This is a genomic window from Falsiroseomonas sp. HW251, assembly GCF_050563545.1.
Taxonomy (GTDB): domain Bacteria; phylum Pseudomonadota; class Alphaproteobacteria; order Acetobacterales; family Acetobacteraceae; genus Falsiroseomonas.
Genome location: NZ_JBNXUM010000001.1, coordinates 17892 through 41321, shown reverse-complemented (window position 1 = coordinate 41321; position 23430 = coordinate 17892). Strand labels below are relative to the sequence as shown.

Genomic DNA, 23430 nt, shown 5'->3' with positions numbered 1-23430 from the left:
CGGCCCGCGTTCAGGCGCCGGCAGGGAGGGTGAAGGGTTCCTCGTTCACCGCGGCGACGCGCCAGTCCGGCCCGACCTTCTCGAGCCGCGTGAGGGAAAGGTTCTTGACCGAAAAGGCCAGTACGGCCTGGGCGCTGACGCCCATGGCATGCGCGACGGCGGCGCGGATCGAGCCGCCATGGGCGAGGATCACGACGTCGCCGCCCGTGTTCTCGGCCACCAGGCGGTCGAGCGTGGGCCCGACGCGGCCAATCACGTCGGCGAAGCTTTCGCCGCCGGGAGGGCGTTCCTCGGCGTGGATGGACCAGAAGGGGTGGGGCGGGTGGCGCAGGCGTTCGAAGAAGACGTCGTGCGGCAGGCCCTGCCACTCGCCGAGGCGCTGCTCGATGAAGCCGTCCTCGACCTCGAGCGGGGTGTCCGGATAGCCCGCCGCGAAGATGGCGGCGGCGGTGGCCCGCGTGCGCGACAGCGGCGTGCAGAGCCAGCGCGCGGGCTGCGGCAGCCGCGCGGCGAGCCAGCGATAGGCGGCGGCTTCCTGCCGCAGCGCGAGCTCGCAGAGGCCGACATCCATGGTGCCGTACATGGTGGCGCGGGCGGAGGGCTCGACCAGCGCATGGCGGATCAGGAAGAAGCGGGTTGTCGTCGTCACGCCGGCGGCATAGCGCGACGGCGGCGGCACGGCCATCGGGCCATTTTACGACTTTAGGATTTTGGACTTTTATCCCTCAAAACGGATGCTTCGGACAAAAGGCCTGAGCCTGAGGCGGGGGGCGTTGACGGGCTGAGCGGCGGGTCAGGTCAGGCAATCCGGCCGGACTGCCGAGTCTGCTGAGCGCACGGTCAGGCAAAAGCGGCCCGGAGCCGAACGGGCGGGTCGGATGCGGGCCGGGATGCCCCAGCCATGTCAAAGAGCATACGGAACATAGCAGGAACAGGCCGCTCGTGTCACTGGCAATCCAGGCGCTCAGGCGGCCGAATCCACCTCGCTCGACCTCGGGGCGTTGTCGTTGCTTTCGAGCGGGTCGTGCGCCAGCGACGCGGCCTGGGGACCGAGGACGACGAAGGTCCGCTCCAGATGCGCGGGCGCCGCCGTCGCCAGGTTCTGCTGCAACGCGAGCGCCGCAAGGAGGAACGCGGCGGCGGCCATGAAATACAGCACGCCGTCGATGTCGAAGCGCCCCATGACGCCTGCGCCGATTAGCGGCCCGAGCACCGAACCGACCCCGCTCAGCAGGATCAGCTGCCTGCTCACCGCCAGGACCCGGTCCGCCGGCATGCGGTCATGCGCATTGGCGACGCAGACGGGATAGAGCGTCGAGAGGAAGCCGCCGAGCAGCGCCGCTCCGGGCAGGAGCACCTCGATGGGGTGGGGCAGCAGGACCAGGGTGATCGCCGTCGCCCCGAAGCCGCAGCCGAGGACGGCCAGCACCACGCGCCGGTCGAAGCGGTCCGAGAGCCAGCCGACCGGGATCTGGAAGGCGAGCCCGCCCAGCACCGCCGCGAGCATGAAGAGTGCGATCGTGGCGCGGTCGATCCCGTCACCCTGCATCCACGCCGGAACGAGCGAATAGAAGGTGCCGGAGAGAAGCCCGTTGACGACGCAGCCCGCGAAGGCGACGGGGGCTGCGCGCGCGAGCTGGCGAAAGGGCAGCGTCCCCGCGGCCGCCGTCGCACGCGGCGCTTCGGCCCGGGTGGCGCTCACCATGACGAGCGCGACGGCGAACAGGGCGGCGATGGCATTGAACGGGGCCGCGGCGGTGATGTCGGTCGGACCGATCAGGAGCTGGCCGAAAGCGAGGGCTAGGAAGGTGCCGACCATGTAGGTCGCGAAGACGCGTCCGCGCTCGGCCGGCTGGGTCTTGGCGTTGAGCCAGCTTTCCGTCGTGACGAAAATTCCGGCACAGCCGAAGCCGATGACGGCGCGCTGGACGATCCAGATCAGCGGCTCCGACACCAGCGCCATCGTCGTGGTCGCGACGACGACCAGGCCCGCGAAGGCGGCGTAGGCGCGGATGTGCCCGATCCCGTCGATGACCCGTCCGCACCACAGCGCCGCCACGGTGAAGCCGGCGAAATACGCGCTGAGGACGAGGCCGGCGATCGTCGGGTCGAACCGTTCCTGTGCGACCCGCAGCGAGATGAAGGTGTTGAAGAAGCCGTTCGCGAGCTGGACGGCGCTCGTCGCGACAATGAGGGTTCCGACCTGCGGGCGGAGGGCGGCAAGGGCAGGGCTCTGTTCCGACGAGGATGCCATGGGATGATGCACCAGGGTCCGGGCGAATGGGGGCTGCCGAGAAAAGCGCCGATGCGCTTGCCCCCGGCGCGCACCGGCGGCGTGCCGGCGAGCCTCGGCGATCCCCGCCCCCTTCGTCCACCGCCTTCTGTCGTGCCGGAAGCGGAGCTCCGGTGGGGGACGAGCGAGAGGCCGGAGGACGCCGACGCCGCCCGACGCCTACCGCTTCGCCCGCCGCGACGCCTGTGCCGCCCAATACCCCTCCGGCAGACCCTCGGGGTCGAAGTGGCTCGGCATCACGATCGGGACCTGCAGGCAGAGCGATTGCGCGGGCAGCACGTCGCGCCACTGCTCGACGAGGCGCTTGTAGGCGCGGCCGACGGGGCGGATGCGGCGATCCAGGTCGAACAGCCCGACACTGTCCACATCGCCGCGGTCCTCCCGCAGGGCGTGGACCCAATCCACCTGGTCGGTCAGCGAATACCAGGTGAAGCCGACCACCGGCACGCCGTCGTTCCTGACGCGCAGCACGTTCGCCCATTGCTTCCAGAGCCAGCGCTCCGCGCTGCCCTCGGGCTCGTCGCGCATGTTGGTCTCGGTGTGCATCACCGGCAGCGCGTAGCGATCGTGGTAGTGGCGGGTCAGCACGGCATAGCCGAAGACCTCGCCGGACGGGCTCGTCGAGGCGTCCTCGTCCACCAGGTGCTCGTTGGTGACGTAGTAGTCGTTGCCCATGATGCAGTGCCGCTTCAGCGGCGAGTTCGCGAGGAAGAAGTGGTACTCCTCCCGCGTCATGCCGTTGTCCCCGAGGTATTCGTACATGCCGCTGTCCACGCGGCGGCCGTAGTTGAGGTCGAGCGAGAGGAAGCGTTCCTGGTTGCGCATCTCCGCCGGGCCGATCGCGCCGGGGCATTTCGCGTGGAAGTACTCGGTGCTCTCGGACTGGATGAAGATCGCGTCGCGGCGGACCTCGAGGATTGCGCGCATCGCGAGCACGTTGGCGCGCACGATGTGCTTGAGCGCCGTGACGAAGGCGCGGTCGGTCGAGAGCTGCTCGTTCCACCAGCCGTAGCGCGCGGAGAACAGCGCGCAGATGTACATCTCGTTGACCGGCGTATGGAGCTGCACCCAGGGGAAGCGCTGCGCGAAGGCGCGCGCATACTCCGCGAAGAGGTGCGGGAAGTCCGGGTTCTGGAAGTCGCCGACGAAGTCCGGCACGCCGAAATGGCAGAGATCCACGATGGGCACGATGTCGCGGCGACAGAGCTCGCCGAAGGTCGCGTCGGCGAAATCCCAGTCGTAGCGCCCATGCCCGAGCCAGGTGCGGTGGATCGGCGGGCCGTAGCGCAGGAAGCTCAGGCCGAGCTCCTGCACCAGCGAGAAATCGTCGCGCCAGAGATCGTAGTGGCGGCAGCGCTCCATCTCGTCCACGCGGGTGCGGCCGTGGTGGATGGTGGGGTAGGAATTCTCGATGCCGGTCGCGAAGAGGAAGGCGGGCGGGGCAGGGTGCATGCGCGCAGAACGCGCGGGGCGCGCGCGGGTTACGCCGCCAGGAAGGACTCGACCTCCGCGGCCAGGCGCGGCCAGGCGGGCTCGCCCTCCAGCACGACGTGGTTGTCGCTGTCGAGCTCGACGAAGCGCGCGCCGGAAATGCCGGCGGCGATCAGCCGGCCTTCCTCGAAGGGGGCGACGCTGTCGCCGCGGGCATGCAGGACCAGCGCCGGCGCGCGCACCTGCGGCAGCAGCGCCGTGACGTCGATCTCGTCGATGACCTCGCGGATGCGGACCGCGGCCTCGGCGCTGGTAGTGGCGCGCTGCGCCGCGATCCACCAGTGCAGCTGCTCCGGCGAGCTCCTCGGGACATAGAGCGCGCTGAACATCTGCATGAAGGCCGATCGCGGGTCGCCCCAGCCCTGGCGCATCAGGGTCAGGATCGCCTGCGCCTTCTCGCGCTCCTGCGTCTGGCCGCGCCGGTTGCGGCCGCGGGCGAAGCCGCCGGTGACGACGAGCTTCGTCACGCGGTCGGGATGGCGGGCGGCGAAGTCGATCGCCAGCGCCGCGCCCTGCGACGCGCCGATCAGGGCGAAGCGCGGCGCCTCGATCGTGGCGGCCACGGCCTCGAAGTCGCGGCGGAAGGCGTCGAAGGAGATCTCCGCCGGTTCGTGGTCCGACAGGCCGCAGCCCCGGATGTCGTAGCGCACCAGCCGGTTGCGGGCCGCGAGCCGCCGCAGCATCGGCGCGAAGAGCGGGCTCGCCCAGTCATGCTCGACATGGCTGAGCCAGGTGCCGGCGCGCAGCAGCACCGGGCCTTCGCCGGCGCTCGCGACCGCCAGCGTCACGCCGTCCGGCGCGCGGCAGAAGCGCACCTCCTGTCGCGGGGCGGTGATGGCGGCAGGCGCGGCGGCGTCCTCCGTGACCTCCGCGACGAAGCGCAGGCCGCGACGGGCGATGGTGCGGATCATCGCCTGCGCCTCGCCGCTGTCGCCGATGGCGCGGCGCGCGGCATTGATGCGGCTGGAGAGCGTGGATTCCGACACGATGCGGCCGCCCCAGACGCCGTCGATCATGTCGTCGCGGGTGACGACGCGGTCGCGGTGGCGGATCAGGTGGCAGAGCAGGTCGAAGACCTGTGGCTCCACCGGCACCAGCGCGCCGCCGCGGCGCAGCTCCCGCCGCGCCTGGTCGAGCTCGCAATCGCCGAACCGCATGCGCATGGCGCAGGCTGGGCCGCAAATCGGGGGTTTCTCAAGGAAAAATCGGGCCGGCCTCACAGCGGGGCCGGCGGTGGCTGCGCAGGATGGTCCCCGCGTTCCGGCGCCGTGCCGGGGCAGGGGAGACCGACCGATGACCGGCAGCATCACGACCAGGCGGCATGCGGATGGCGCGCTCGACCTCGACCACCACCGCCGGCGCGCGGCGCGGCTGCGGCGGCTGGCGCTGCGGCGGGCCTGGCGGGCGGCGGGGGCGCGGCTGCGGCGCGTGGCGCTGCCCATGGCGCTGCTGGCCGCGGCGGCCGGGCCGTGCTTCGCGCAGGACTGGCGGGCCGAGCCGCTGCCGCCCGAGCCGCGCCCGGGCGAGCTGGTCTTCCGCATGACGCTCCTGGAGCTTTCTCCGGGGGCGGCGACGGCGCCGCAGGGCTTCCCGGCGGAGACGCTGGTGCTGGTGACGCAGGGCACGGTGATCCGCGACCGCGGCGACGGGGAGCCCGTCCCCTTCGCCGCCGGCGTGGCCTTCGCGGCCGAGGGGCCGGTGGTGCTGCGCAACCCCGGCGCCGGATGGGTGCGGCTTTCGATCGGCAGCCTGGCCGCGCCGGACGCGATCGCGCGGCCGCTGTCGCTGTGGGAGGGAGCGGAGTAGCGCGCTATTCCCCGATGTTCAGCAGCGCGCCGCGCACCCGCGCGCCCTCGAGCTGGCGCAGGAACACCCAGGTCATGACCGCGAGCCACAGCGCATCCAGCGCGAAGGCCGCGCCGAGATGGCCCCAGGCGATCGTGCCGTGCAGCAGCGCCTCCCGCATGCCTTCGAAGACATGGGCGGCGGGGATAATCCAGGCGACGGGCTGCAGCCAGGCCGGCAGGATGCTCACGGGATAGAAGACCGCGGCGAAGGGCGTGAGCCCGAACAGCACCGACCAGGCCAGCGGCTCCGCGCCGGCGCCGTGGCGCAGGATCAGCGCGGTGACGCCGAGCGCCACGGCCCAGCCCATGATCATCAGCGCCGCGAAGAGCAGGACCAGCACCGGCCCCATCCGCCACAGGCCGAAGCCGTAGAGGAAGAACGCCAGGATGATCGCGGGAATGACGCCGGCGAACATGCGCAGCATGCTCATGCCCACCAGCGCCGCGATCAGCTCCCGCGGGCGCAGGGGGCTGACGAAGACATGGCCGAGGTTGCGCGACCAGATCTCCTCGAGGAAGGAGATGGCGAAGCCCATCTGGCTGCGGATCGCGACCTCCCACAGGAGCACGCCGCCGAGGAGGATGCCGGCGGCGACCGAGGCGTAGTTGTTCTGCAGCCCCGCGAGATAGGCCGTGACGAACCCCCAGACGATCATCTGCAGGACGGGCCAGTAGGCGAGCTCGAGCAGCCGCGGCCAGGACCGGCGGTAGAGCGCGAGATGGCGGTACATCAGGCCCCAGATGCGGCGGAGCGCGAGGGCGGCCGCGTTGGGGTGGCCGCTGCCCCCTCCCCATCCAGCCTGCGCGTCGTCGGCTGAAGCCGACCGCTCCGGCGCCGCGGCAGTGCCGCGGCCCCCCGCAACGGCGGGGGAGGGTGAAGTCGGCGTGCGAGGGAGGGACGTTGGCGGCGCGCTCATGCCGGCATCTCCGCGCGCTGCCGGTCCCGTGCGATGTCGAGGAAGACGTCCTCGAGGTCGTCGCGGCCGTAGCGGGCCAGCAGATCGGCCGGGCTGCCCTGGTCCACGGCGCGGCCGGCCTTGAGCATGATGACGTGGTCGCAGAGCCGCTCGACCTCGGCCATGTTGTGCGAGGCCAGCAGGATCGCGCAGCCCGTCTCGGCGCGGTAGCGCTCGAGCCAGGTCCGCACCCAGTCGCCGGTGTCGGGATCGAGGCTCGCCGTCGGCTCGTCCAGCAGCAGCAGGTCCGGCCGGTTCACCAGCGCCTTGGCCAGCGCGACGCGCGTCTTCTGGCCTGCCGAGAGCTCGCCGGCGGGGCGATCCAGCAGCTCCGCCAGGTGAAGCTGGCCGGCGAGTTCGCCGATCCGCGCCTCCGCCCGCTTCACGCCGTAGAGGTGGCAATAGACCCGCAGGTTCTCAGCCACGCTCAGCCGATGCGGCAGCGACACATAGGGCGATGAGAAGTTCATCCGCGCGAGCGCGGCAAAGCGGTCGGTCGCCATGTCGCGGCCGAGCGCCGTGATGCGCCCCGATGTCGGCACCAGCAGGCCGAGCAGCATGCCGATGGTCGTCGTCTTGCCCGCGCCGTTGCCGCCCAGCAGCCCCCAGGTCGTGCCGCGCGGCATGGCGAAGGAGAGGTCGTGTACGGCGGGGGGCGCGTCGGGGCGGTAGCGCTTGGTCAGCGCCTCCACGCGCAGGGCGATGTCTGTCATGGCACGGGATATGCGCTGCCACGGCACCAGGGCAACCCGGCTGGAGGGCTCTTGACTGCCGGTCGCGTCGGCCGGTGCCCGCACCACAATCGAAACAAGCTGCGCTACAACTGAAACGCGGCGCGAAGCCGTGGCGAAACCAGGGCCTGCGACAAGGGTGTCACCGGACGCGGTCGTCGCGCCGGATCCAGAGCCGAAGGACCCAGGACGATGACCCGCCTCGCTTCCGTCTCCGCCACCCTCGCCGCGGCCGCGCTGGCGATCGGCCTCGCCGCCCAGCCGGCTTCGGCCGGCGCGATCAACGGCCCCTCGCCCGACGGCGCGACGCGCGCCGAAACGGTGTGCGCGCTCGGCGGCAACGGCACGTCCCTCGACGGCGCCGACCGCCGCGATGCGCCGCCCTGCGGCTGGCAGAACGGCACGTCCCCCGATGGCGCGACGCGCGCCGGGACGGTCTGCGGCATCGGCGCCAACGGCACGTCGCCTGACGGCGCTGACCGCCGCGACGCGCCGGCGTGCGGCTGGAGCAACGGCACGTCCCGCGACGACGCGCGGGACTGAGGCCCGCGCCGGCGCGCATGAAACAGGCGTGACACGAGCCGCGAAACCCGCGCAGCACGCGAGGAAATCAGCGAAGCCGTATCGAAACGCGGAAGTGTCAAAAGGTCCGCACGGCGCCGATCCGCGGCACCGATGCCAAGAAAGGACCCCGACCATGACCCGCTTCGCCTCAATCTCCGCCACCCTCGTCGCCGCGCTGGCGATCGGCCTCGCCGCCCCCGCCTATGCCGGCCACAGCACCCAGGGGCCCTCGCCCGATGGCGCGACGCGCGCCGATGCCCCGGTCTGCGGCTGGACCAACGGCAGCTCGCCCGACGGTGCCGATCGCCGCGACGTGGTGGTCTGCGGCTGGGCCAACGGCCGCTCGCCGGACGGCGCGACGCGCGCCGACGCGCCGGTCTGCGGCTGGAGCAACGGCACCTCGCCGGACGGCGCGGAGCGCCGCGACGCGGTGGCCTGCGGCCGGGAGATCAACGGCACCTCGCCGGACGGCCAGCGCGACTGACGATCCCCTCACGCGCCGCGGCAGCCCGCCGCGGCGCGCCAGCCTCGCCCGGAGTGACCCGATGCGCCGCCTGCTGCTTGTCCTGACGCTGCTCGCCGCGCCGGCGCTGGCCGAGCCGCTTGCCGTCACGGCCGAGGCCGGGCGCCTCCTCGGCGCCGAGAGCGAGCCCCGCCCGGGGCAGGAGATCCTCGCCCGCGGCTTCTCCGGCGCGCCGATGCGCCTGGTCGTCACCGCCGCGCGGGACGCCGGGGCGCCCGGCATCCGCCTCTACGAGCTCGACCGGCCGGAGGGGGGTGCCTGGTGCAACCGCGGCCCCGACGGCCAGGCCGCCGCGCTCGCCATTCCCGGCCATTGGGACGAGCGGCTGACCTGGGTGCCGCCCGCCGGCCCCGCCGACTTCCACCTCTCCTGCACCGCCGGCGCGATCGGGAAATGCGTGCTCGCGGGCTACGCGCCCTGGCGCGGGGCGGCCCTCGGCCCGCTGCTGACGGCCTGCGTGCGCATGTTCCGCGCGGATTACGGCGGCGACGGCCAGTCCTGGACGCGCGACGGCATGCTGATCGCGTGGGAGGACGAGGTCGTTCATCCCGGCGGCATGGGCACCGAGATGCCCTTCGAGGCGGGCTGGGGCCCCGGCGGCGCGGTCTGCCTCGCGCATGCCCGCGTGCCGGAGGTCGCGACGCGCGAGGCGATCCTGGCGCGCTATCCTCACCTCGCGGGCGACTGCGATGCCGCAGCGGCCCGGGCGCGCGGGGCGCTGCTGCTCAACCGCTCGCAGGAATAGCCGCGCTACGCCGCCCGCCGGCGTTCCACCAGCGGGCCCTGGAAGAGCCGCAGCCCGGCCTCCCAGCCCCAGGCGATTGCCGCGGCGCGGTCCACGCCGGTCAGCACGATCCGCTCCGGCGCCGCCTGGGCCAGGGGCTCGATCGCCGGCGGCGCGTCCACGGGCAGCGAGGGCGACCAGGCGAGCCGCAGCAGGTCCACCGGCAACCGCTCCGGCGGCAGCATCGCCAGCAGGCCCGCGCGCACCTCATCGAGCGCGACGCGGAAGCCGCGGCGCCGCAGCAGCGCGGCAAGGCGCGGCAGCGCCACGGGATCGGCCAGCATCTCCGCCGCGCGCAGCCCGATCGTGACTTCCGCCGCGCGGCCGGCGGGCAGCGATTCCGCGAAGCGGGCGAAGGCCGCGCCCTCGATCGTGGCGGGGGAGAGCGCCAGCCCGACCGGCTTCCAGGCCAGCAGCGAGGCCGGGCGCAGGATGCCGGCGAGCAGCCGCTGTTCCGCCGCGCGGCGTAGCCGGCGCAGCAGGCCCGGCGCGGCGCCGAGGTCGCGCCCCGGCAGCACCGCCGCGGCCAGCGCGGCCCAATCCACCCGCCGGTCCTCCCAGATCGTCTCCGGCCGGTCGCCGTTGGGGTCGAGCCGGCAGACCTGCTGCGCCCGGGTCATGGGCTCGAGCTCGGCCTGGGCCAGGGCGCGCTCGGCGGCGGCGAGTTCGGCGGTGTCGAGCGGCCGTCCGCCACTCGGCGCCTCGATCGGGCGGGCCTCGCCGGGCTCGAGGCCGAGCGCCTCCGAGACCGTGGCGAGCAGCGCCGCGGCGTCGGCGGGCAGGCGCAGTCGGCGCAGCGCGCCGGTCTCCCCGGCTTCGTCCAGGCCGCGGCGCAGCGCCGCCTCCGCCGCCAGCAGCCCCGGCGCCGGGGCGCGTGCCACCGCGACCAGGTCGCCATTGGGCAGTTCGAAGATCCGGGTGCGGGAGGAGGCGAGCGCGGTATCCAGCATGTCGCGCAGCAGCCGGCGGTGATTCGGCCGGCGCAGCGGCGCGGCGAGCGAGGCGAGGGAGAGGTGCAGCACCTCGCGCCCGGCCTCCGCCGAGACGGTCTCCCGCACCAGGGCGGCGAGGTCGAGGGCGGCGCGGATGGCGGTCTGCGGCCCGCCATCGGGGATCAGGGCGTCGAGCCTCACGCCGGCGCCTCGACCGCGAAGCCGAAGGCGGCGGCGAAGCCGCGGGCCTCGGCGGTGTCGGCGCCGGACAGCGCGACGCGGGCGGGGTCGAGCCGGGCGCAGGCGGCCTCCGGCAGGCCCGGCGACCAGGCCAGCCGCAGATGCACCGGCGGCAGCCCCGCGGGATCGAGCAGGCCGAGCAACCCGGCCTCCAGCCCCTCGAGCTCGAGGCCGATGCCGGCGGCGGCCAGCGCCTCGCGCCTGGCGGCGAGCGCCTCGGGCTCGGCGGCGGCCGAGAGGGGGAGGGTGGCGACGAGCAGGCCGGGCGGATGGCCGCCGCCGGGGAGGCGGGCCTCAGCCAGGGGCAGGTGCAGCCGCGGGGCGCGCACGCTGCCGAGCAGGATCCGGGCCTCGGCGGGCTCGGCGAGCGCGGCACGCAGCCTGGCCGCGACGCGCTGCGCCGCGTGGTCGAGCAGGTCGGCATCCCCGCCGAGCGGCCCCATCGCGGCGGCGAGCGCCTCGCGGTCGGGTTCGAGGCGGATGAAGTCGGGCCGCGTCCCGGCCGGGCCGTCGCGCAGCCCGACCAGGCGGCGGATGACGCCGCCGAGCGGCAGAGCCTCCAGCGCAGCGTCGAGGCCGGCGAGCGTCGGGCCTTCCGGCGGCGGGCGCGGCGCGGCGACGGCGCCGGAGGCGGCATAGGCGAGCACGGCGTCGCGGTCCTGCTCCAGCGACCAGACCAGGGTCGCGCCCGGCCCGGCCATGCGGTCCAGCAGCCCGGCGAGGCGGGCGGCGCGGCGCGCCTCGGCGCCGAGGAGCAGGAGGTCGCCGCCGCGCCCGTCCATGACCTGCCCGCCCGCGGCCAGCGCGCCCTGCTGCAGCAGGGCGCGGACGACGCGGGCGCGGTGCGGGGGGCCGGCCTCGACGCGCAGCATCGCGCGGCCGGCGGCGTCGCGCAGCGCGTGGCGCAGCGCCGTGGCGAGGCCGCCGGGCGGCGCCTCCGGAGTGTCCGCCATCCTGGCGGGAGCGAGGTCGGGCATTCCTGTCCCGGGCATGTGTCTGGCCGGGCCGCCGGCGGAGGGCGACGGCGGAACCCGGACGCACTAGATTGCAACGACGATGCTTGAAACTTTCTTAGGACCGGGCTGGCTGCCCGAGGGCCTGCGCGTCTATGCCGTTGGCGACGCCCATGGCTGCGCGCGGCGGCTGGCCGCCCTGCACGAGATGATCGCGGACCACGCGGCGGGGGCGCCACCGGCGCGCAGCATCGTGGTGCATCTCGGCGACTACGTGGATCGCGGCGAGGACAGCGCGGGGGTGCTGGCGCTGCTGCGCGATCCGCGCGCGCTCGGCGGGTTCGAGGTCGCGAACCTCATCGGCAACCACGAGCAGATGATGCTCGCGGCGATGGATTCCCGGGCAGAGGAGGAGCTGGTCGGCTTCTGGCTCGAGAATGGCGGCGTGGCGACGCTGGAGAGCTACGGCGCCGATCCCCACGACATGCGGAGCTGGGCGGCGGTCCCCCAGGCGGAGTTCGACCTGATCCGGGCCTTCCGCCCGAGCCTTGCCCTGGGCGGGTATTTCTTCGCCCATGCCGGGGTGCGGCCGGACCTGCCGCTCGACCAGCAGGACCCGATGGACCTCGCCTGGATCCGGGAGCCCTTCCTGTCCTGGCGCGGCGGGCTGCCGGCCGTCGTGGTGCATGGCCACACGCCGTCCCGGGCGCCGGAGGTGCTGGGCCACCGCATCGGGATCGACACCGGCGCGGTCTTCGGGGGACCGCTGACCGCGGCGGTGCTGGAGGGGGAGACGGTCGGCTTCCTCCACGCCTGAGCGGGCCGGCGGAGGCCCCGCCCACACTCCCTTGCCTTGCGCGGGATACGCGGGTTGCGCTACGGCCCTGCCATGCAAGGCCCTGCGCCCGCCGACCTTCCGATGCCCGAGATCCCCGTCGCGGCGCTCGCGGATGCGGTCCGGCAGCTCCGACGCGCCTCCGTCCTCGTGGTCGGCGACGCCATGCTCGACCGCTACGTCTACGGGAAGGTCGGCCGCATCAGCCCCGAGGCGCCGGTTCCCGTCCTGACGGTGGAACGCGAGCTCGCCATGCCGGGCGGCGCGGGCAACGTGGTGCGCAACCTGACGGCGCTCGGGGCCGCGGTCGCCTTCGTCTCGGTGGTCGGCGACGACCAGGCCGGCAGCGACCTGACGGGGCTGATCGGCGGGCAGCCCAATGTGGAGCCCTGGCTGCTGGTGCAGGGCGGGCGGGCCACCACGACCAAGACGCGCTTCATCGCGGCCGGCCAGCAGCTGATGCGCGCCGACCACGAGCAGGCGAGCCCGATCCAGGACCGCCTGGCCGAGCGCATGGTGCGCATCGCCGCCGATGCGGTGGCGGCGACCACGGTGATGGTGCTGTCGGACTACAACAAGGGCGTGCTGGCCGGCGACACCGCGCAGCGCCTGATCGCCGCCGCGCGCGCCGCCGGGCGCCGCGTCGTGGTGGATCCCAAGGGCCTGGACTATGCCCGCTATGCCGGCGCCGACCTGCTGACGCCCAACCGCAACGAGCTCGCCCAGGCCACGGGAATGCGCGTGGACAGCGAGGACGCGGTCGTCGCCGCGGCCGAGGTCCTGCGGGAACGCCACGGCTTCGGCGCCGTGCTCGTCACCCGCAGCGAGGACGGCATGACGCTGGTCGAGGCCGGCGCGGTGCGCCACTTCCCGGCCGAGGCGCCGGAGGTGCATGACGTCTCGGGCGCCGGCGACACGGTGGTCGGCGTGGTCGCGGCCGGGCTCGCGGCGGGGCTGGCGCTGCCGGTCGCTGCCAGGCTCGCCAACATCGCGGCCGGCATCGTGGTGGGCAAGATCGGCACCGCGGTCGCGCGCGAGAGCGACCTGATGGAAGCGCTGACGCCCGAGCGCGGCGCGTTGCGCAAGGTGATGGCGCGCACCGCGGCGGTGGAGCAGGTGGAGCGCTGGCGCCGGCGCGGCTGGCGGATCGGCTTCACCAATGGCTGCTTCGACCTGCTGCATCCCGGCCATGTCCACCTGCTGGAGCAGGCGCGCGGCTGGTGCGACCGCCTCGTCGTCGGGCTCAATGCGGATTCCTCCGTGAAGCGCCTGAAGGGCCCGACGCGCCCGATCCAGGGCGAGGCGGCGCGCGCCGCCGTGCTGGCGAGCCTGGCCTCCGTGGACTGCGTGACCCTGTTCGAGGAGGACACGCCGGTCGAGCTGATCCGCCTGATCCGCCCCGACGTGTTGGTGAAGGGCGCGGACTATACCGTGGACCAGGTCGTCGGCGGCGAGCTCGTGCAGGATTGGGGCGGCGTGGTGCGACTGGCAGAGCTGCTGCCGGGGCAGAGCACCACGGCGACCGTGGCGCGCATCAAGGGGTGACCGCATGCCGGCACGGCGCTGACATGCCTGCCGCTCTTCAGGCAGGCGTTGCGCCGAGGGCGTGCCTTCGGCACGACGCCGCCGAATGGCGGCCGCCGCAAGTGCGGCGAAGCCAAGGCGGCGGAGCCGCCGCCCGGCGTCTGAGGGCACGATAGTGGACTGGGGCAGCCTCTTCCTCGACAGGCGCTACTTCGAGGCGGAGCGCAGGGACCGGCCGCACCGCAGCCACTTCCAGATAGACCAGGACCGCATCGTCTTCTCCCGTCCCTTCCGGCGGCTGCAGAAGAAGACCCAGGTCCATCCGCTGCCCTCCAACGCGCATGTCCGCAACCGGCTTGTCCATACCCTGGAGGTCGCGTCCGTCGGCCGCTCGCTCGGCGACATCGTGGGCGGGCGGATCGCCGAGGACCTCGCCGCCGCAGGGCGGACGTCGCAGGAGCTCGGCTTCCTCGTCCACGCCACCTGCCTCGCGCACGACATCGGCAACCCGCCCTTCGGCCATGCCGGGGAGGAGGTGATCGCGGCGTGGATGGCGCGCTTCCTGGCCGCGCATCCGGATCTCGGGCTCGATCCCGACCTCGCGCATTTCGACGGCAACGCGCAGGGCTTCCGGATCCTGACGCGGGCGGACGGCTATCGCCAGCGTGGCGGCATGCGGCTGACCATGGCGACGCTGGCGGCCTTCCTGAAATACCCTTGGGACGCCGCCGATCCCCGCGCCGGGCGCGGCGGCCGGCCAGGCGTGAAGTTCGGCCATTTCGCGACGGAGCGGGACGCGTTCGGGGAAGTCGTCGCTGCCGCGGGACTGTCCGGCCCGAACCCGCGCCATCCCGCGGTCTGGCTGATGGAGGCGGCCGACGACATCGTCTATTCGCTCGCCGACCTCGAGGATGCGGTGGAGCTCGGCATGGTGCCCTATGGCACCTATCGCGACCTCGTGGCCGCGATCCCCGACCATGTGCGGGGGCTCGATGTCGAGGAGACGGACCCGCAGCGCATCGCCTATCTCCGCGCCGCCGCGACGGGGCGGCTGCTGGAAGCCTGCGCCGACGCCTTCGTGGCCAACCGCGAGGCGATCCTGGACGGCCGCATGCCGAGCGCGGCGAGCCTGATCGGGGCCTTCGGCGACCGCGACGCCCGCGCGGGCGAGGCGCTGGCCGCGATCCGGCGCTTCAACCGCACCACGATCTACTTCCATCCCCGCAAGGTGGAGTTCGAGATCGCGGCCGGCGACGTCATCGGCAAGGCGCTCGACGTCTTCGTGCCGGCCTGCCTGGCCTTCGCGCGGGCCGGCTTCGAGGGGATCGCGCACCGCGACCGCCAGGTCGTGTCGCTGATGCAGGACTACCGTCCGCGGGAGGATTTCTCGCTGTCGGAGAACCTCCGCTGCGCCGTGGATTTCGTGGCGGGGATGACCGACGACTACGCCAGCTGGCTCGCGGCGCGGCTGCGCGGGCTCGATCCCTGGGGTTAGGCGGGGGTTCGTATCCGGAATGCGGAAGGCAAGCTGCAGGCCATTCGGCCGCGCCGGGCAGTCCCGGCATGTCCAGCGCGCGGCATCTACTGTATTCACTGTTGTAACAAGTCGAGTACCAAACAACAGCTATTAAAGTTGATTGATACGAAAACATTTCTTCCATTGTAAGGCTGTGGTCGAGCCTGTCGAATCGTCTTATCCATGTCACAGAGCGACATCGGGTGGGACGCATGGCGTTGGCTCCGCAAGGGGGCGGATCGGGCGGCGACGCGGGGGGCGTTGATGCCGGCGCCCGCGCCGGGCGCTCATTCCACGCGGAGCGCGGCGCGCAGCTCGGCGAGGCCCGCAGGGTCCTGCAGCGCGGCCAGGCGGCCCGCGGCCACCACGGCGTAGCGGTGCAGCAGGGCGCGGCGGCGGGACGGCGCGATGGGATGCGCCGGCGCGTCGCGCAGCAGCGCGGCGTCGGGGCCATCGGCGACCAGCAGCCCGACCTCGTCGGGGATGAGTTCCTGCGGGAAGTCGAGGTCCACGGCGAAGTAGAGGCGGTCGCAATAGTCCCGGTAGTCCGGCCATTTCGCGTCCGCGAGGAAGTCGCGCGCGCAGGACTTCACCTCCACCACCGCGAAGCCGCCATCGGGCAGCAGGGCCAGGATGTCGGCGCGCCGGCCGTTCGGCAGCGGCATCTCGGTGACCGGCGCCCAGCCCCTGAGGCCGCAGAAGCGCGCCGCGGCGCGGCAGACGGCGCGGGTGCGATGCGCCGCGGTGATGTCCTGGGCCATGGGCCGATGTTCGCTCTCCGTTCGCATTTTCGTCAAGCCGCCGCATGCCTTTTGGCCCCGCGGCCCAGCCAGCAGGCGCGATAGCCCGACCATGGTCGCCACACGTTTCGCCGTCGCCGTCCACATCCTGCTGCTGCTCGCCACCGAGCCCGCGGGCCAGGCCACCAGCAACCGCATCGCCGAGAGCGTCGGGACCAACCCCGTGGTGATCCGCCGCTTGGCCGGTCAGTTGGCGCGCGCCGGGCTGGTGCGGATCCGCCGCGGCCCGGGCGGCGCCGAGCTGGCCCGGCCGGCCGGGACGATCACGCTTGCCGACGTCTGGGCGGCGATGCGCCGGCCGAACCTGCCGCTGCTGCCGACGCATCGCGGCCCGCAGCGCGGCGCCGATCCGCTGGGGCTGCGCGTGCCGGGAATGCTGCGCGGCGTGCTGGACGATGCGGAGCGGGCGATGGAAGGGCGGCTGGCGGACGTGACGCTGGAATCCCTGCGCGCCTCCCTCGAGTTGGCCTGATTTTCCTCTTGTCCGCCGGCGGGTTCGGCGCACATGCTTGCGCGGGCATACCGCGAGGACCTGTGATGGACGCGATGGAGAGCGTGACCGACCGACGCATCCGGCGGCCGCTCGGCTTCGCGGCGGTGGCGATCATGGCGGTGATGCTGACGCTCGCCGCCGATCCCGCCCTGGCGCTGCTGCAGGGTGGGCATCTCGTCGCGGCGGTGGCGGTGGCGCTGCTGCTGGCGGCCTGGCAGTCGGCGCGGGAAGGCGGCGGCGTGCCGCCCGGCCTTGGCGCGGCCCGCGCCCGCCCCGAAGCCCGTGGCGCGCGCGAGCGGCGCCAACGGGAGATCTTCCGCCGCCGCCTGGTCTGGCACGCAGAACGCGTCGGGCTGCTGGCCCTGGCGCTCTGGACGACGGCCGCCGCGCTCAGGGTCGTGCGGGCCGCCTGACACCGGGCTACCATGCGTGACATGCTGGCCGACTGGGATCCCCTGGTGCTCGCCGTGGTCGCGGCGGGGCTGGCGATCGTCGGCCTGCTGGTCATGATCTTCAGCCTGCGCCGGCGCTCGCCCGACATGATGGGGATGATGCGCGGCGCGCCGAAGGCGATCCAGCCGCGCTGGGAGACCGCGCCGGTGGATCTGTCGAAGCCGATCCGGGGCGAGGAAGCCTGGGCCGCGATCCTGGCTGCGGCGCCGGACGAGGCCTATCGCAACGCTGTCGGGATGATGCGCAAGCGCTTCGGCGAGGGGCTGCCGCCGATGAAACTCGCCACGATGCTGCGCACCACCATGGACCGGGAAGCCGTCAACTTCCGCGAGGCAGTGATCCGCCTGGCCGAGATCCCGGACGCCGATATCCGCTGAGCTCTTAGACCCGTATCGGGCTGACTGTCGTCAGCCCGATACGGGTCCAGCTTTCCCTGGCCCGGCGATTCACGGCCTGGCGTGCCCACCTTCGGTGAGCACACTCAGGCCGATCGCGGGCTAGGACAGGCGGTGCGTCAGGGCGCCGGTTCCGGCAGCGCGCGGTCGCCCTCGCCGAGGGTGCGCTGCATCATCACCACGTCCACCCAGCGTCCGAACTTCACGCCGACGGATTTCAGTACGCCGACCTGGCGGAAGCCGAGCGAGACATGCAGGCCGATCGAGCCCGTATTCTCGGAATCGCCGATCACGGCCAGCATCTGGCGGAATCCTGCGGCCTCGGCGCGCTCGACCAGGGCCTGCACCAGCGCCTTGCCGACGCCCTGGCCGCGCACGTCGTCGCGGACATAGATCGCGTTCTCCGCGGTGTGGCGATAGGCGGAGCGGTCGCGGAACTGCGCGAAGTAGGAGTAGCCGATGACGTCGCCGGCTTCGTCCTCGGCGATCAGCCAGGCCCAGCCGCTGCCCTGCACGCGCGCGAGCCGCGCGGCGATCTCGGCCTCGTCCGGCGGATCCTCCTCGAAGGTGCCGGTGCCGTGCAGGACGTGATGCGCGTAGATCGCGCTGATCGCCGGCACGTCGGCGGGGGTGGCGTCGCGGATGACCATGCTGGGCGCTTAGGACGACGCGGGCGGGGCGGCAAGCCGCGGTCGCGTGACGGCGGCCCTCATCCGATGCCGAGCGCGGCCGCCACGTTCTCCGCGAACGCCAGCAGCGCGCGGTCGCGGCCCGGCGCGGCGACGAGCGAAAGGCCGACGGGCAGCCCGTCCACCCGCGCCGCGGGGATCGTGACCTCGCACAGCCCGGCGAGGCCGGCGATGGCGGTGACGCCGAGCGTCCTCTCGCGCACGGCCTGCTGGCCCTCGGGCGGCGTCTCGAGCCGCGGCGCCGGGACGGGGGAGGTCGGATAAGCCAGCACCGCGCCGGAGCCGAGCAGCCCGGTGACGCGGGCGCGGAACACCTCGCGGAAGCGCCGCGCCTCCGCCAAGCGGGCGGGATCGGTGACCTTGGCGAGCGCGAAGCGCTCGCCGACGCCGGGGCCGAATTGCGGCTGCGTCGCCTCGATCCAGGCGCCGAGCGTGGCCCAGGCCTCCTGCGCCTGGATGTGGCGGAAATTCTCGTACGTCGCGTCCAGCGTCTCCGGCACCAGGTTGAGCGAGAGCACCGGGCCGGCGACGCGCTCGGTCGCCGACAGCGCGACGGAGAGCGCGGCCGCGACGGTCGGCAGCGCGTTCACCCAGGCCTCCTGCACCTTGATCAGCGGGCCGAGGCTGGCCGCCGGCGCGGCGGGCAGCAGGACGTCGCCGACGCGGCGGAGCGTGGCGGCGTCGCGGGCGAACCAGCCCGCGGTGTCGAAGCTGGGGCCTAGGCCGCAGGCGCCGGTCAGGTTCACCGCGCCCCAGGTCGGGCGGATGCCGAACAGGCCGCAATAGCTTGCGGGAATGCGCACCGACCCGCCGGTGTCGGAGCCGAGCGCGAAATCCACCAGCCCAGCGCCCACCGCGGCGGCCGAGCCGCAGGAGGAGCCGCCGGGGAAGCGGTCCGGCGCGGCGGGGTTGACCGGCGTGCCATGCCAGACATTCTCGCCGGTCAGGCCATAGGCGAGCTCGACCGTCTTCGTCTTGCCGCGCAGCGACGCGCCGGCCTGCAGCAGCGCCACCACGATGGGCGCCGAGGCGACGGCGACGGGATGGGTGCGGGCCCAGTCGGGGTTGCCGTAGGTCGTCGGCGCGGCCTCGACGTCGAAGAGGTCCTTCACCGCGAAGTCGAGCCCGGCGAGCGGGCCCGACGGGGCGCCGGCCAGCTCGATCCGGGGGCCCGGGACGAAGGCGCCGACGGTATCCTCGATCACGCGCGCCATGGGCGGGCTGGCCCCCTTCTCGTGCCTGTCAGGCTTGGACCCTGCGGCATGGCGGAACGAAAGACAATGCCGCGCGCCCCCGCCGGTTCAGGGGTCGCTCAAGTCCCACAGGACACGATCCAGCGCAGCATTGTTGCTGAACGGTGCCGGTCCGATGCCTCAGGTCAACGGCAGCAGCGCCGCCTTGGTTGCCATGGCCGCGAGCGCCGCCAGCGCGACCGCCCCGCCGCGGCCGAGGCGATGCAGCCCCGCGGCATAGACGAAGGTCGCGACGATCAGGCCCCAGGCCAGGACCTCGCCGAACTCGAATTCAATGCCGTGCATGGACGCCCTCCTCCCGCGGATGACAGAACCATCATGCCCCGTTCATGCGTCGCGATCCAGCGCCGCGATGGCCGCGGTGAGCGATGTCCGGGGCGCGCCCTGGTGGTCCCAGTTGGCGTCCTGCAGCCAGGCGGCGATGGCGTCGCGGCGGGCGGGCCATTCGTCCTCCAGGATGGAGAACCAGGCGGTGTCGCGGCGGCGGCCCTTGGTGACCTGCACCGCACGATGGACGCCCTCCGCCACGAAGCCCAGGCGATGCGCGGCAGCGACGGAGGGCGCGTTCAGCGCGTTGCATTTCCACACCAGGCGCCGGTAGCCCAGGTCGTCCATGGCGTGGCGCATGAGGAGGAACATCGCCTCGGTCGCCGCGCGGCTGCGCTGCAGGCGGGGCGAGAACCAGATATGACCGATCTCGATCGCGGCGTGGGCGGGGTGGATCTCCATCAGCGTGAGCCAGCCCTCGACGCGGCCAGAGCGGTGCGGGCGGACGGCCCAGGCCATGGGGTCGTGCTGGGCCGCGAAGGCCGCGACGTGGCGGCGCATGGCGGCCGCGTCGGGGAAGGGGCCATAGCCGAGATAGGTCCAGGAGCGTCCCTCCGGGTCGGATTGCGCGGCCGCCCAGAGGTCCTCGGCATGGCGGACCGCCAGCGGCTCCAGCGTCACGGCGGCGCCGTGATGGGGGATGCGCGCGGGGAGCGGGCGGGGGGTAAGATCCACCTCGGGGCCGAGCGGCAGGTCTGTCATGGGGGCCATGGCTTTCGGCAATGCGCGGGAAGCATGGCCCCGGCGCTGGACTTGCGCCACGACAATGCGAGATGAGCTACCGCGTTGCAGCGTAAGCTGCAGGGATGAGATTGCAGCATCCGCGCGCCCATAGCATGAGGACGGGCATGAGCACCTCCGCCGAGATCGCCAAGCCCGCCGCCCCGCCCGGCTTCTTCCAGGAGCGCGTGCTGACGGTCCATCATTGGACCGAGCGGCTGTTTTCCTTCACCTGCACGCGCGACCCGTCCTTCCGCTTTACAGCCGGCCAGTTCGCCATGATCGGGCTGGCGGTGGAGGGCAAGCCGCTGGTCCGCGCCTATTCCATGGTGAGCCCGCCCTGGGAGGAGCACCTCGAGTTCCTCTCGATCAAGGTGCAGGACGGGCCGCTGACCTCGCGCCTGCAGCACATCGTTCCGGGCGACCACGTGCTGATCGGCCGCAAGGCGACCGGCACGCTGGTGACCGACAACCTGGTCCCGGGCGGCGTGCTGTGGTTCTTCGCCACCGGCACCGGCCTCGCGCCATTCATGAGCCTGATCCGCGAGCCCGAGACCTATGACCGCTTCGAGCGGATCATCCTGGTCCACACGGTCCGCCAGGCCGCGGAGCTCGCCTATCGCGACCTCGTCGCGAAGGAGCTGCCGGCGCATGAGCTGCTTGGCGAGATCGTGGCGGGGAAGCTGACCTACATACCCTCCGTCACGCGGGAGCCCTTCGGGCGGACGAAGCGCATCACGACGATGATCGAGGACGGGTCGCTGACGGCCGATCTCGGCCTTCCGCCGCTGTCGCCGGAGCGCGACCGCGCGATGCTGTGCGGGTCGGAGGCGATGAACGCGGACATCCGCGCGCTGCTGGAGGCGCGGGGTTTCGAGGAAGGCTCCAACAACAACCCCGGCAGTTACGTCGTGGAGAAGGCGTTCGTCACGAAATAGTTGAATTCGTCTGGCTTCGTTTAAATCCTGACGAGAATTACACGATGTCGGTCGTTGCGAGGAACGCGGCACCGATCTAAATGACCTCTCGTTCATTCGCCGCAACAAGGATGCGGCGGAGCGAGGAGGAAACGATGACCCAAGAGACGACGCGCGCCGGGCGTCGCGGGCTGCTGACGGCGGCCGCGGTCGGTGCCGTAGGCACGACCGTGCTCGCCACCCCCAATGTCAGCCGTGCCCAGACGGTGGTGCTGCGCTTCCAGTCCACCTGGGCGCAGCGCGACATCTTCCACGAATACGCGCAGGACTTCGTCACCCGCGTCAACGCGATGGGCGGCGGGCGCGTGCGGCTGGACCTGCTGGCGGCGGGCTCCGTCGTCGGCGCCTTCCAACTGATGGATGCCGTGCATGCCGGGACGCTCGATGGCGGGCATGGCGTGTCGGGCTACTGGTACGGCAAGAACAAGGCCTTCAGCCTGTTCGGGACCTCCCCGCCCTGGTTCGGCGACGCCAACCAGCTGATCGGCTGGTTCTACTATGGCGGCGGCGAGGCGCTGTACCGCGAGCTCGTCAACGACATCCTGCGGCTGAACGCGGTCGCCTTCATGTCGGGGCCGATGCCGACCCAGCCTCTCGGCTGGTTCCGCACGCCGATCGAGCGGCCGGAGCAGATCCGCGGCCTGCGCTACCGCACCATCGGCCTGGCGACGGACCTGTTCCAGGAGATGGGGGCTGCGGTCGTGGCGCTGTCGGGCGGCGAGGTCGGCCCGGCGCTGGAGCGCGGCGTGCTGGACGGGGCGGAGTTCAACAACCCCTCCTCGGACCGCGTGCTGGGCCTGTCGGACGTGGCCAAGAACTACATGCTGCAGTCGCTGCACCAGAACACCGAGTGCTTCGAGATCCTGTTCAACAGGCAGAAGTTCGAGGCGCTGCCGCAGGAGCTGCAGCTCGTCATCAAGTACGCGTCGGAATCGGCGTCGGCCGACATGTCGTGGAAGCAGCAGGACCGCTATCCCCGCGACCTCGCCGCGCTGGCGCAGGCCGGCGTGACGGTGCGCCAGACGCCGCGCGCGGTGCTGGATGCGCAGCTCGCCGCCTGGGACCGCGTCGTGACGCGGCTGCAGGCCGACAATTCCTCGCCGGCGAACGGGCCCTTCTTCCGCAAGGTCTGCGAGAGCCAGCGCGACTGGTGCCGGCGCGTCGCCGGCTTCTACCTGCGTTACCAGACGAGCCCGGTCATCGGGTACAACCACTTCTTCGCGCGCCAGGGCTGAGGCGCCAGGCGTTCGGGTGAGGGCCGGTCCGGCAGCGGGCCGGCCTCTCTTCGTGTCGGGGGGGCACGGATGACGGATCGGGTCTGGATCTACGCGATCGTCGCGCTGGTCGCGGCGGCGATCGTGGCGGGCATCGTCTTCGCCAGGCGGCCGGGCGCGCTGAAGGTGCTGATCGGCATCGACCGGCTGTCCACCTTCGTCGGCCAGGCCGGGTCCTGGGCGATCCTGCTGCTGACGGCGGCGATCTGCTACGACGTGACCGCGCGGCGCTTCTTCCGCGCGCCGACGGACTGGGCCTACGACACCTCCTACATGCTGTACGGCACGCTGTTCATGCTGGCCGGCGCCTATGCGCTGTCGCGCAACGGGCATGTCCGCGGCGACTTCCTCTATCGCAACTTCCGCCCGGCGCTGCAGGCGAAGTTCGACCTGACGCTCTACATCCTGTTCTTCTTCCCCGCGATCATGGCCTTCATGATCTCCGGCTGGCACTTCTTCGCGCTGAGCTTCGCGCAGAACGAGCGCAGCGCCACCAGCCCGAACGGGCCGTATCTCTGGCCCTTCAAGTTCCTGATCCCGCTGGTCGGCCTGCTGTTGCTGCTGCAGGGCCTGGCGGAGGTGGTGCGCTGCGTGCAGTGCATCCGCAACGGCGACTGGCCGGCGCGGCTGTCGGACGTCGAGGAGATGGAGAAGCAGATCCTGCTGGCAGCGGAGGCGAAGGGCGCCGAGGCGCTGGCGGCCGAGATGCTGCGCGGCGGCGAGGCCGCGATCGCGGATGCGGCGATGCTGGCGGCGCGGCAGCAATCGGCGTCGCGCGACCACGCGCCGTGATGGGGCGGTCGTGACGCTGTCCGGCGCACACGGGGCCGTCTTGCGCGCCCCCCTCACCCAACCCTCTC

The 23430-nt window shown here is 72.7% G+C and carries 26 protein-coding genes; 13 read left to right on the top strand and 13 right to left on the bottom strand.

Annotation, left to right across the window (positions count from 1 at the left end; translation table 11 throughout):
- Positions 1-10: 10 nt before the first annotated feature.
- From ACLF3M_RS00215 to ACLF3M_RS00200, 4 genes are all read right to left on the bottom strand, one after another.
- Positions 11-685 (bottom strand): histidine phosphatase family protein, encoded by a 675-nt coding sequence (locus ACLF3M_RS00215; RefSeq protein ID WP_430654814.1) that lies wholly within the window; start codon positions 683-685, stop codon positions 11-13.
- Between the two features lie 279 nt (positions 686-964).
- Positions 965-2254, bottom strand: a complete 1290-nt coding sequence (locus ACLF3M_RS00210; protein ID WP_430654813.1) for an MFS transporter — start codon at positions 2252-2254, stop codon at positions 965-967.
- Between the two features lie 198 nt (positions 2255-2452).
- Positions 2453-3745, bottom strand: coding sequence for a family 1 glycosylhydrolase (locus ACLF3M_RS00205; RefSeq protein ID WP_430654812.1), 1293 nt, complete (start codon positions 3743-3745; stop codon positions 2453-2455).
- Positions 3746-3774: 29 nt separating this feature from the next.
- Entirely contained in the window at positions 3775-4941 is a 1167-nt protein-coding gene (locus ACLF3M_RS00200) for an alpha/beta fold hydrolase (RefSeq protein WP_430654811.1), read from the bottom strand.
- Between the two features lie 136 nt (positions 4942-5077).
- On the opposite strand from ACLF3M_RS00200, the gene ACLF3M_RS00195 reads away from it, so the two are divergent.
- Positions 5078-5590, top strand: coding sequence for a hypothetical protein (locus tag ACLF3M_RS00195; RefSeq protein ID WP_430654810.1), 513 nt, complete (start codon positions 5078-5080; stop codon positions 5588-5590).
- A 4-nt stretch (positions 5591-5594) separates the two neighbouring features.
- On the opposite strand, the gene ACLF3M_RS00190 is transcribed toward ACLF3M_RS00195, so the two are convergent.
- Complete coding sequence (locus tag ACLF3M_RS00190) at positions 5595-6362, bottom strand: ABC transporter permease (protein ID WP_430654809.1); 768 nt, start codon at positions 6360-6362, stop codon at positions 5595-5597.
- Positions 6363-6544: 182 nt separating this feature from the next.
- Positions 6545-7300, bottom strand: a complete 756-nt coding sequence (locus ACLF3M_RS00185) for an ABC transporter ATP-binding protein (protein WP_430654808.1) — start codon at positions 7298-7300, stop codon at positions 6545-6547.
- A gap of 210 nt (positions 7301-7510) precedes the next feature.
- Here ACLF3M_RS00185 and ACLF3M_RS00180 point away from each other — a divergent pair, with 210 nt between their 5' ends.
- From ACLF3M_RS00180 to ACLF3M_RS00170, 3 genes are all read left to right on the top strand, one after another.
- Positions 7511-7861, top strand: a complete 351-nt coding sequence (locus ACLF3M_RS00180) for a hypothetical protein (protein ID WP_430654807.1) — start codon at positions 7511-7513, stop codon at positions 7859-7861.
- Between the two features lie 154 nt (positions 7862-8015).
- Positions 8016-8366, top strand: a complete 351-nt coding sequence (locus tag ACLF3M_RS00175; protein WP_430654806.1) for a hypothetical protein — start codon at positions 8016-8018, stop codon at positions 8364-8366.
- Between the two features lie 61 nt (positions 8367-8427).
- Positions 8428-9150, top strand: coding sequence for an ADYC domain-containing protein (locus tag ACLF3M_RS00170; protein ID WP_430654805.1), 723 nt, complete (start codon positions 8428-8430; stop codon positions 9148-9150).
- A 5-nt stretch (positions 9151-9155) separates the two neighbouring features.
- On the opposite strand, the gene ACLF3M_RS00165 is transcribed toward ACLF3M_RS00170, so the two are convergent.
- Positions 9156-10322: a hypothetical protein gene (locus ACLF3M_RS00165; protein ID WP_430654804.1), complete on the bottom strand. Its 1167-nt coding sequence runs from the start codon at positions 10320-10322 to the stop codon at positions 9156-9158.
- Positions 10319-11314 carry a hypothetical protein gene (locus tag ACLF3M_RS00160; RefSeq protein ID WP_430654803.1) on the bottom strand — a complete coding sequence of 332 codons (996 nt, stop codon included), beginning with the start codon at positions 11312-11314 and terminating at the stop codon, positions 10319-10321. Before ACLF3M_RS00160 ends, ACLF3M_RS00165 begins: the two co-directional genes overlap by 4 nt.
- Before the next feature lie 103 nt (positions 11315-11417).
- Between ACLF3M_RS00160 and ACLF3M_RS00155 the strand changes: the two genes are divergently transcribed.
- The 3 genes from ACLF3M_RS00155 (at position 11418) to dgt (ending at position 15168) form a co-directional block, all read left to right on the top strand.
- On the top strand, positions 11418-12131 hold the full coding sequence (locus ACLF3M_RS00155; protein WP_430654802.1) for a metallophosphoesterase family protein: 714 nt from the start codon (positions 11418-11420) through the stop codon (positions 12129-12131).
- A gap of 102 nt (positions 12132-12233) precedes the next feature.
- Positions 12234-13694, top strand: a complete 1461-nt coding sequence (gene rfaE1, locus ACLF3M_RS00150; RefSeq protein WP_430654801.1) for a D-glycero-beta-D-manno-heptose-7-phosphate kinase — start codon at positions 12234-12236, stop codon at positions 13692-13694.
- Between the two features lie 154 nt (positions 13695-13848).
- Positions 13849-15168 carry a dGTP triphosphohydrolase gene (dgt, locus tag ACLF3M_RS00145; RefSeq protein WP_430654800.1) on the top strand — a complete coding sequence of 440 codons (1320 nt, stop codon included), beginning with the start codon at positions 13849-13851 and terminating at the stop codon, positions 15166-15168.
- Between the two features lie 308 nt (positions 15169-15476).
- On the opposite strand, the gene ACLF3M_RS00140 is transcribed toward dgt, so the two are convergent.
- Entirely contained in the window at positions 15477-15950 is a 474-nt protein-coding gene (locus tag ACLF3M_RS00140; RefSeq protein ID WP_430654799.1) for an MmcB family DNA repair protein, read from the bottom strand.
- Between the two features lie 91 nt (positions 15951-16041).
- On the opposite strand from ACLF3M_RS00140, the gene ACLF3M_RS00135 reads away from it, so the two are divergent.
- The 3 genes from ACLF3M_RS00135 to ACLF3M_RS00125 all read left to right on the top strand — a co-directional run bounded on the left by ACLF3M_RS00135 (position 16042) and on the right by ACLF3M_RS00125 (position 17312).
- Entirely contained in the window at positions 16042-16461 is a 420-nt protein-coding gene (locus ACLF3M_RS00135) for an Rrf2 family transcriptional regulator (RefSeq protein WP_430654798.1), read from the top strand.
- 65 nt (positions 16462-16526) lie between these two features.
- Complete coding sequence (locus ACLF3M_RS00130) at positions 16527-16895, top strand: hypothetical protein (protein WP_430654797.1); 369 nt, start codon at positions 16527-16529, stop codon at positions 16893-16895.
- Between the two features lie 21 nt (positions 16896-16916).
- Positions 16917-17312 (top strand): hypothetical protein, encoded by a 396-nt coding sequence (locus tag ACLF3M_RS00125; RefSeq protein ID WP_430654796.1) that lies wholly within the window; start codon positions 16917-16919, stop codon positions 17310-17312.
- A 137-nt stretch (positions 17313-17449) separates the two neighbouring features.
- Here the strand turns inward: ACLF3M_RS00125 and ACLF3M_RS00120 are convergent, their stop codons facing one another.
- The 4 genes from ACLF3M_RS00120 to ACLF3M_RS00105 all read right to left on the bottom strand — a co-directional run bounded on the left by ACLF3M_RS00120 (position 17450) and on the right by ACLF3M_RS00105 (position 20310).
- Complete coding sequence (locus tag ACLF3M_RS00120; protein ID WP_430654795.1) at positions 17450-17980, bottom strand: N-acetyltransferase family protein; 531 nt, start codon at positions 17978-17980, stop codon at positions 17450-17452.
- Positions 17981-18039: 59 nt separating this feature from the next.
- Complete coding sequence (locus ACLF3M_RS00115; protein ID WP_430654794.1) at positions 18040-19233, bottom strand: amidase; 1194 nt, start codon at positions 19231-19233, stop codon at positions 18040-18042.
- A gap of 159 nt (positions 19234-19392) precedes the next feature.
- A complete protein-coding gene (locus ACLF3M_RS00110; RefSeq protein ID WP_430654793.1) occupies positions 19393-19557 on the bottom strand; it encodes a hypothetical protein in 165 nt (54 codons plus the stop codon).
- Positions 19558-19599: 42 nt separating this feature from the next.
- Complete coding sequence (locus ACLF3M_RS00105) at positions 19600-20310, bottom strand: GNAT family N-acetyltransferase (protein ID WP_430654792.1); 711 nt, start codon at positions 20308-20310, stop codon at positions 19600-19602.
- A gap of 137 nt (positions 20311-20447) precedes the next feature.
- Between ACLF3M_RS00105 and ACLF3M_RS00100 the strand changes: the two genes are divergently transcribed.
- From ACLF3M_RS00100 to ACLF3M_RS00090, 3 genes are all read left to right on the top strand, one after another.
- Positions 20448-21257 (top strand): ferredoxin--NADP reductase, encoded by an 810-nt coding sequence (locus ACLF3M_RS00100; RefSeq protein ID WP_430654791.1) that lies wholly within the window; start codon positions 20448-20450, stop codon positions 21255-21257.
- A gap of 134 nt (positions 21258-21391) precedes the next feature.
- A complete protein-coding gene (locus tag ACLF3M_RS00095; RefSeq protein WP_430654790.1) occupies positions 21392-22531 on the top strand; it encodes a TRAP transporter substrate-binding protein in 1140 nt (379 codons plus the stop codon).
- 69 nt (positions 22532-22600) lie between these two features.
- The gene (locus tag ACLF3M_RS00090) at positions 22601-23362 is read left to right on the top strand and encodes a TRAP transporter small permease subunit (RefSeq protein WP_430654789.1); all 762 of its coding nucleotides are present in this window, start codon (positions 22601-22603) and stop codon (positions 23360-23362) included.
- Positions 23363-23430 lie beyond the last annotated feature (68 nt).

Bases quoted from the DNA above. Each gene is read 5' to 3' on its own strand.
- ACLF3M_RS00095 (WP_430654790.1), top strand. From the start codon at position 21,392: ATGACCCAAGAGACGACGCGCGCCGGGCGTCGCGGGCTGCTGACGGCG.
- ACLF3M_RS00110 (WP_430654793.1), bottom strand. From the start codon at position 19,557: ATGCACGGCATTGAATTCGAGTTCGGCGAGGTCCTGGCCTGGGGCCTG.
- ACLF3M_RS00090 (WP_430654789.1), top strand. From the start codon at position 22,601: ATGACGGATCGGGTCTGGATCTACGCGATCGTCGCGCTGGTCGCGGCG.
- ACLF3M_RS00130 (WP_430654797.1), top strand. From the start codon at position 16,527: ATGGACGCGATGGAGAGCGTGACCGACCGACGCATCCGGCGGCCGCTC.
- rfaE1 (WP_430654801.1), top strand. From the start codon at position 12,234: ATGCCCGAGATCCCCGTCGCGGCGCTCGCGGATGCGGTCCGGCAGCTC.
- ACLF3M_RS00205 (WP_430654812.1), bottom strand. From the start codon at position 3,745: ATGCACCCTGCCCCGCCCGCCTTCCTCTTCGCGACCGGCATCGAGAAT.
- ACLF3M_RS00185 (WP_430654808.1), bottom strand. From the start codon at position 7,300: ATGACAGACATCGCCCTGCGCGTGGAGGCGCTGACCAAGCGCTACCGC.
- ACLF3M_RS00210 (WP_430654813.1), bottom strand. From the start codon at position 2,254: ATGGCATCCTCGTCGGAACAGAGCCCTGCCCTTGCCGCCCTCCGCCCG.
- ACLF3M_RS00115 (WP_430654794.1), bottom strand. From the start codon at position 19,233: ATGGCGCGCGTGATCGAGGATACCGTCGGCGCCTTCGTCCCGGGCCCC.
- ACLF3M_RS00120 (WP_430654795.1), bottom strand. From the start codon at position 17,980: ATGGTCATCCGCGACGCCACCCCCGCCGACGTGCCGGCGATCAGCGCG.
- ACLF3M_RS00135 (WP_430654798.1), top strand. From the start codon at position 16,042: ATGGTCGCCACACGTTTCGCCGTCGCCGTCCACATCCTGCTGCTGCTC.
- ACLF3M_RS00160 (WP_430654803.1), bottom strand. From the start codon at position 11,314: ATGGCGGACACTCCGGAGGCGCCGCCCGGCGGCCTCGCCACGGCGCTG.
- ACLF3M_RS00140 (WP_430654799.1), bottom strand. From the start codon at position 15,950: ATGGCCCAGGACATCACCGCGGCGCATCGCACCCGCGCCGTCTGCCGC.
- ACLF3M_RS00170 (WP_430654805.1), top strand. From the start codon at position 8,428: ATGCGCCGCCTGCTGCTTGTCCTGACGCTGCTCGCCGCGCCGGCGCTG.
- ACLF3M_RS00155 (WP_430654802.1), top strand. From the start codon at position 11,418: ATGCTTGAAACTTTCTTAGGACCGGGCTGGCTGCCCGAGGGCCTGCGC.
- ACLF3M_RS00125 (WP_430654796.1), top strand. From the start codon at position 16,917: ATGCTGGCCGACTGGGATCCCCTGGTGCTCGCCGTGGTCGCGGCGGGG.
- ACLF3M_RS00190 (WP_430654809.1), bottom strand. From the start codon at position 6,362: ATGTACCGCCATCTCGCGCTCTACCGCCGGTCCTGGCCGCGGCTGCTC.
- ACLF3M_RS00175 (WP_430654806.1), top strand. From the start codon at position 8,016: ATGACCCGCTTCGCCTCAATCTCCGCCACCCTCGTCGCCGCGCTGGCG.
- ACLF3M_RS00200 (WP_430654811.1), bottom strand. From the start codon at position 4,941: ATGCGGTTCGGCGATTGCGAGCTCGACCAGGCGCGGCGGGAGCTGCGC.
- ACLF3M_RS00215 (WP_430654814.1), bottom strand. From the start codon at position 685: ATGGCCGTGCCGCCGCCGTCGCGCTATGCCGCCGGCGTGACGACGACA.
- ACLF3M_RS00195 (WP_430654810.1), top strand. From the start codon at position 5,078: ATGACCGGCAGCATCACGACCAGGCGGCATGCGGATGGCGCGCTCGAC.
- ACLF3M_RS00100 (WP_430654791.1), top strand. From the start codon at position 20,448: ATGAGCACCTCCGCCGAGATCGCCAAGCCCGCCGCCCCGCCCGGCTTC.
- ACLF3M_RS00180 (WP_430654807.1), top strand. From the start codon at position 7,511: ATGACCCGCCTCGCTTCCGTCTCCGCCACCCTCGCCGCGGCCGCGCTG.
- ACLF3M_RS00105 (WP_430654792.1), bottom strand. From the start codon at position 20,310: ATGGCCCCCATGACAGACCTGCCGCTCGGCCCCGAGGTGGATCTTACC.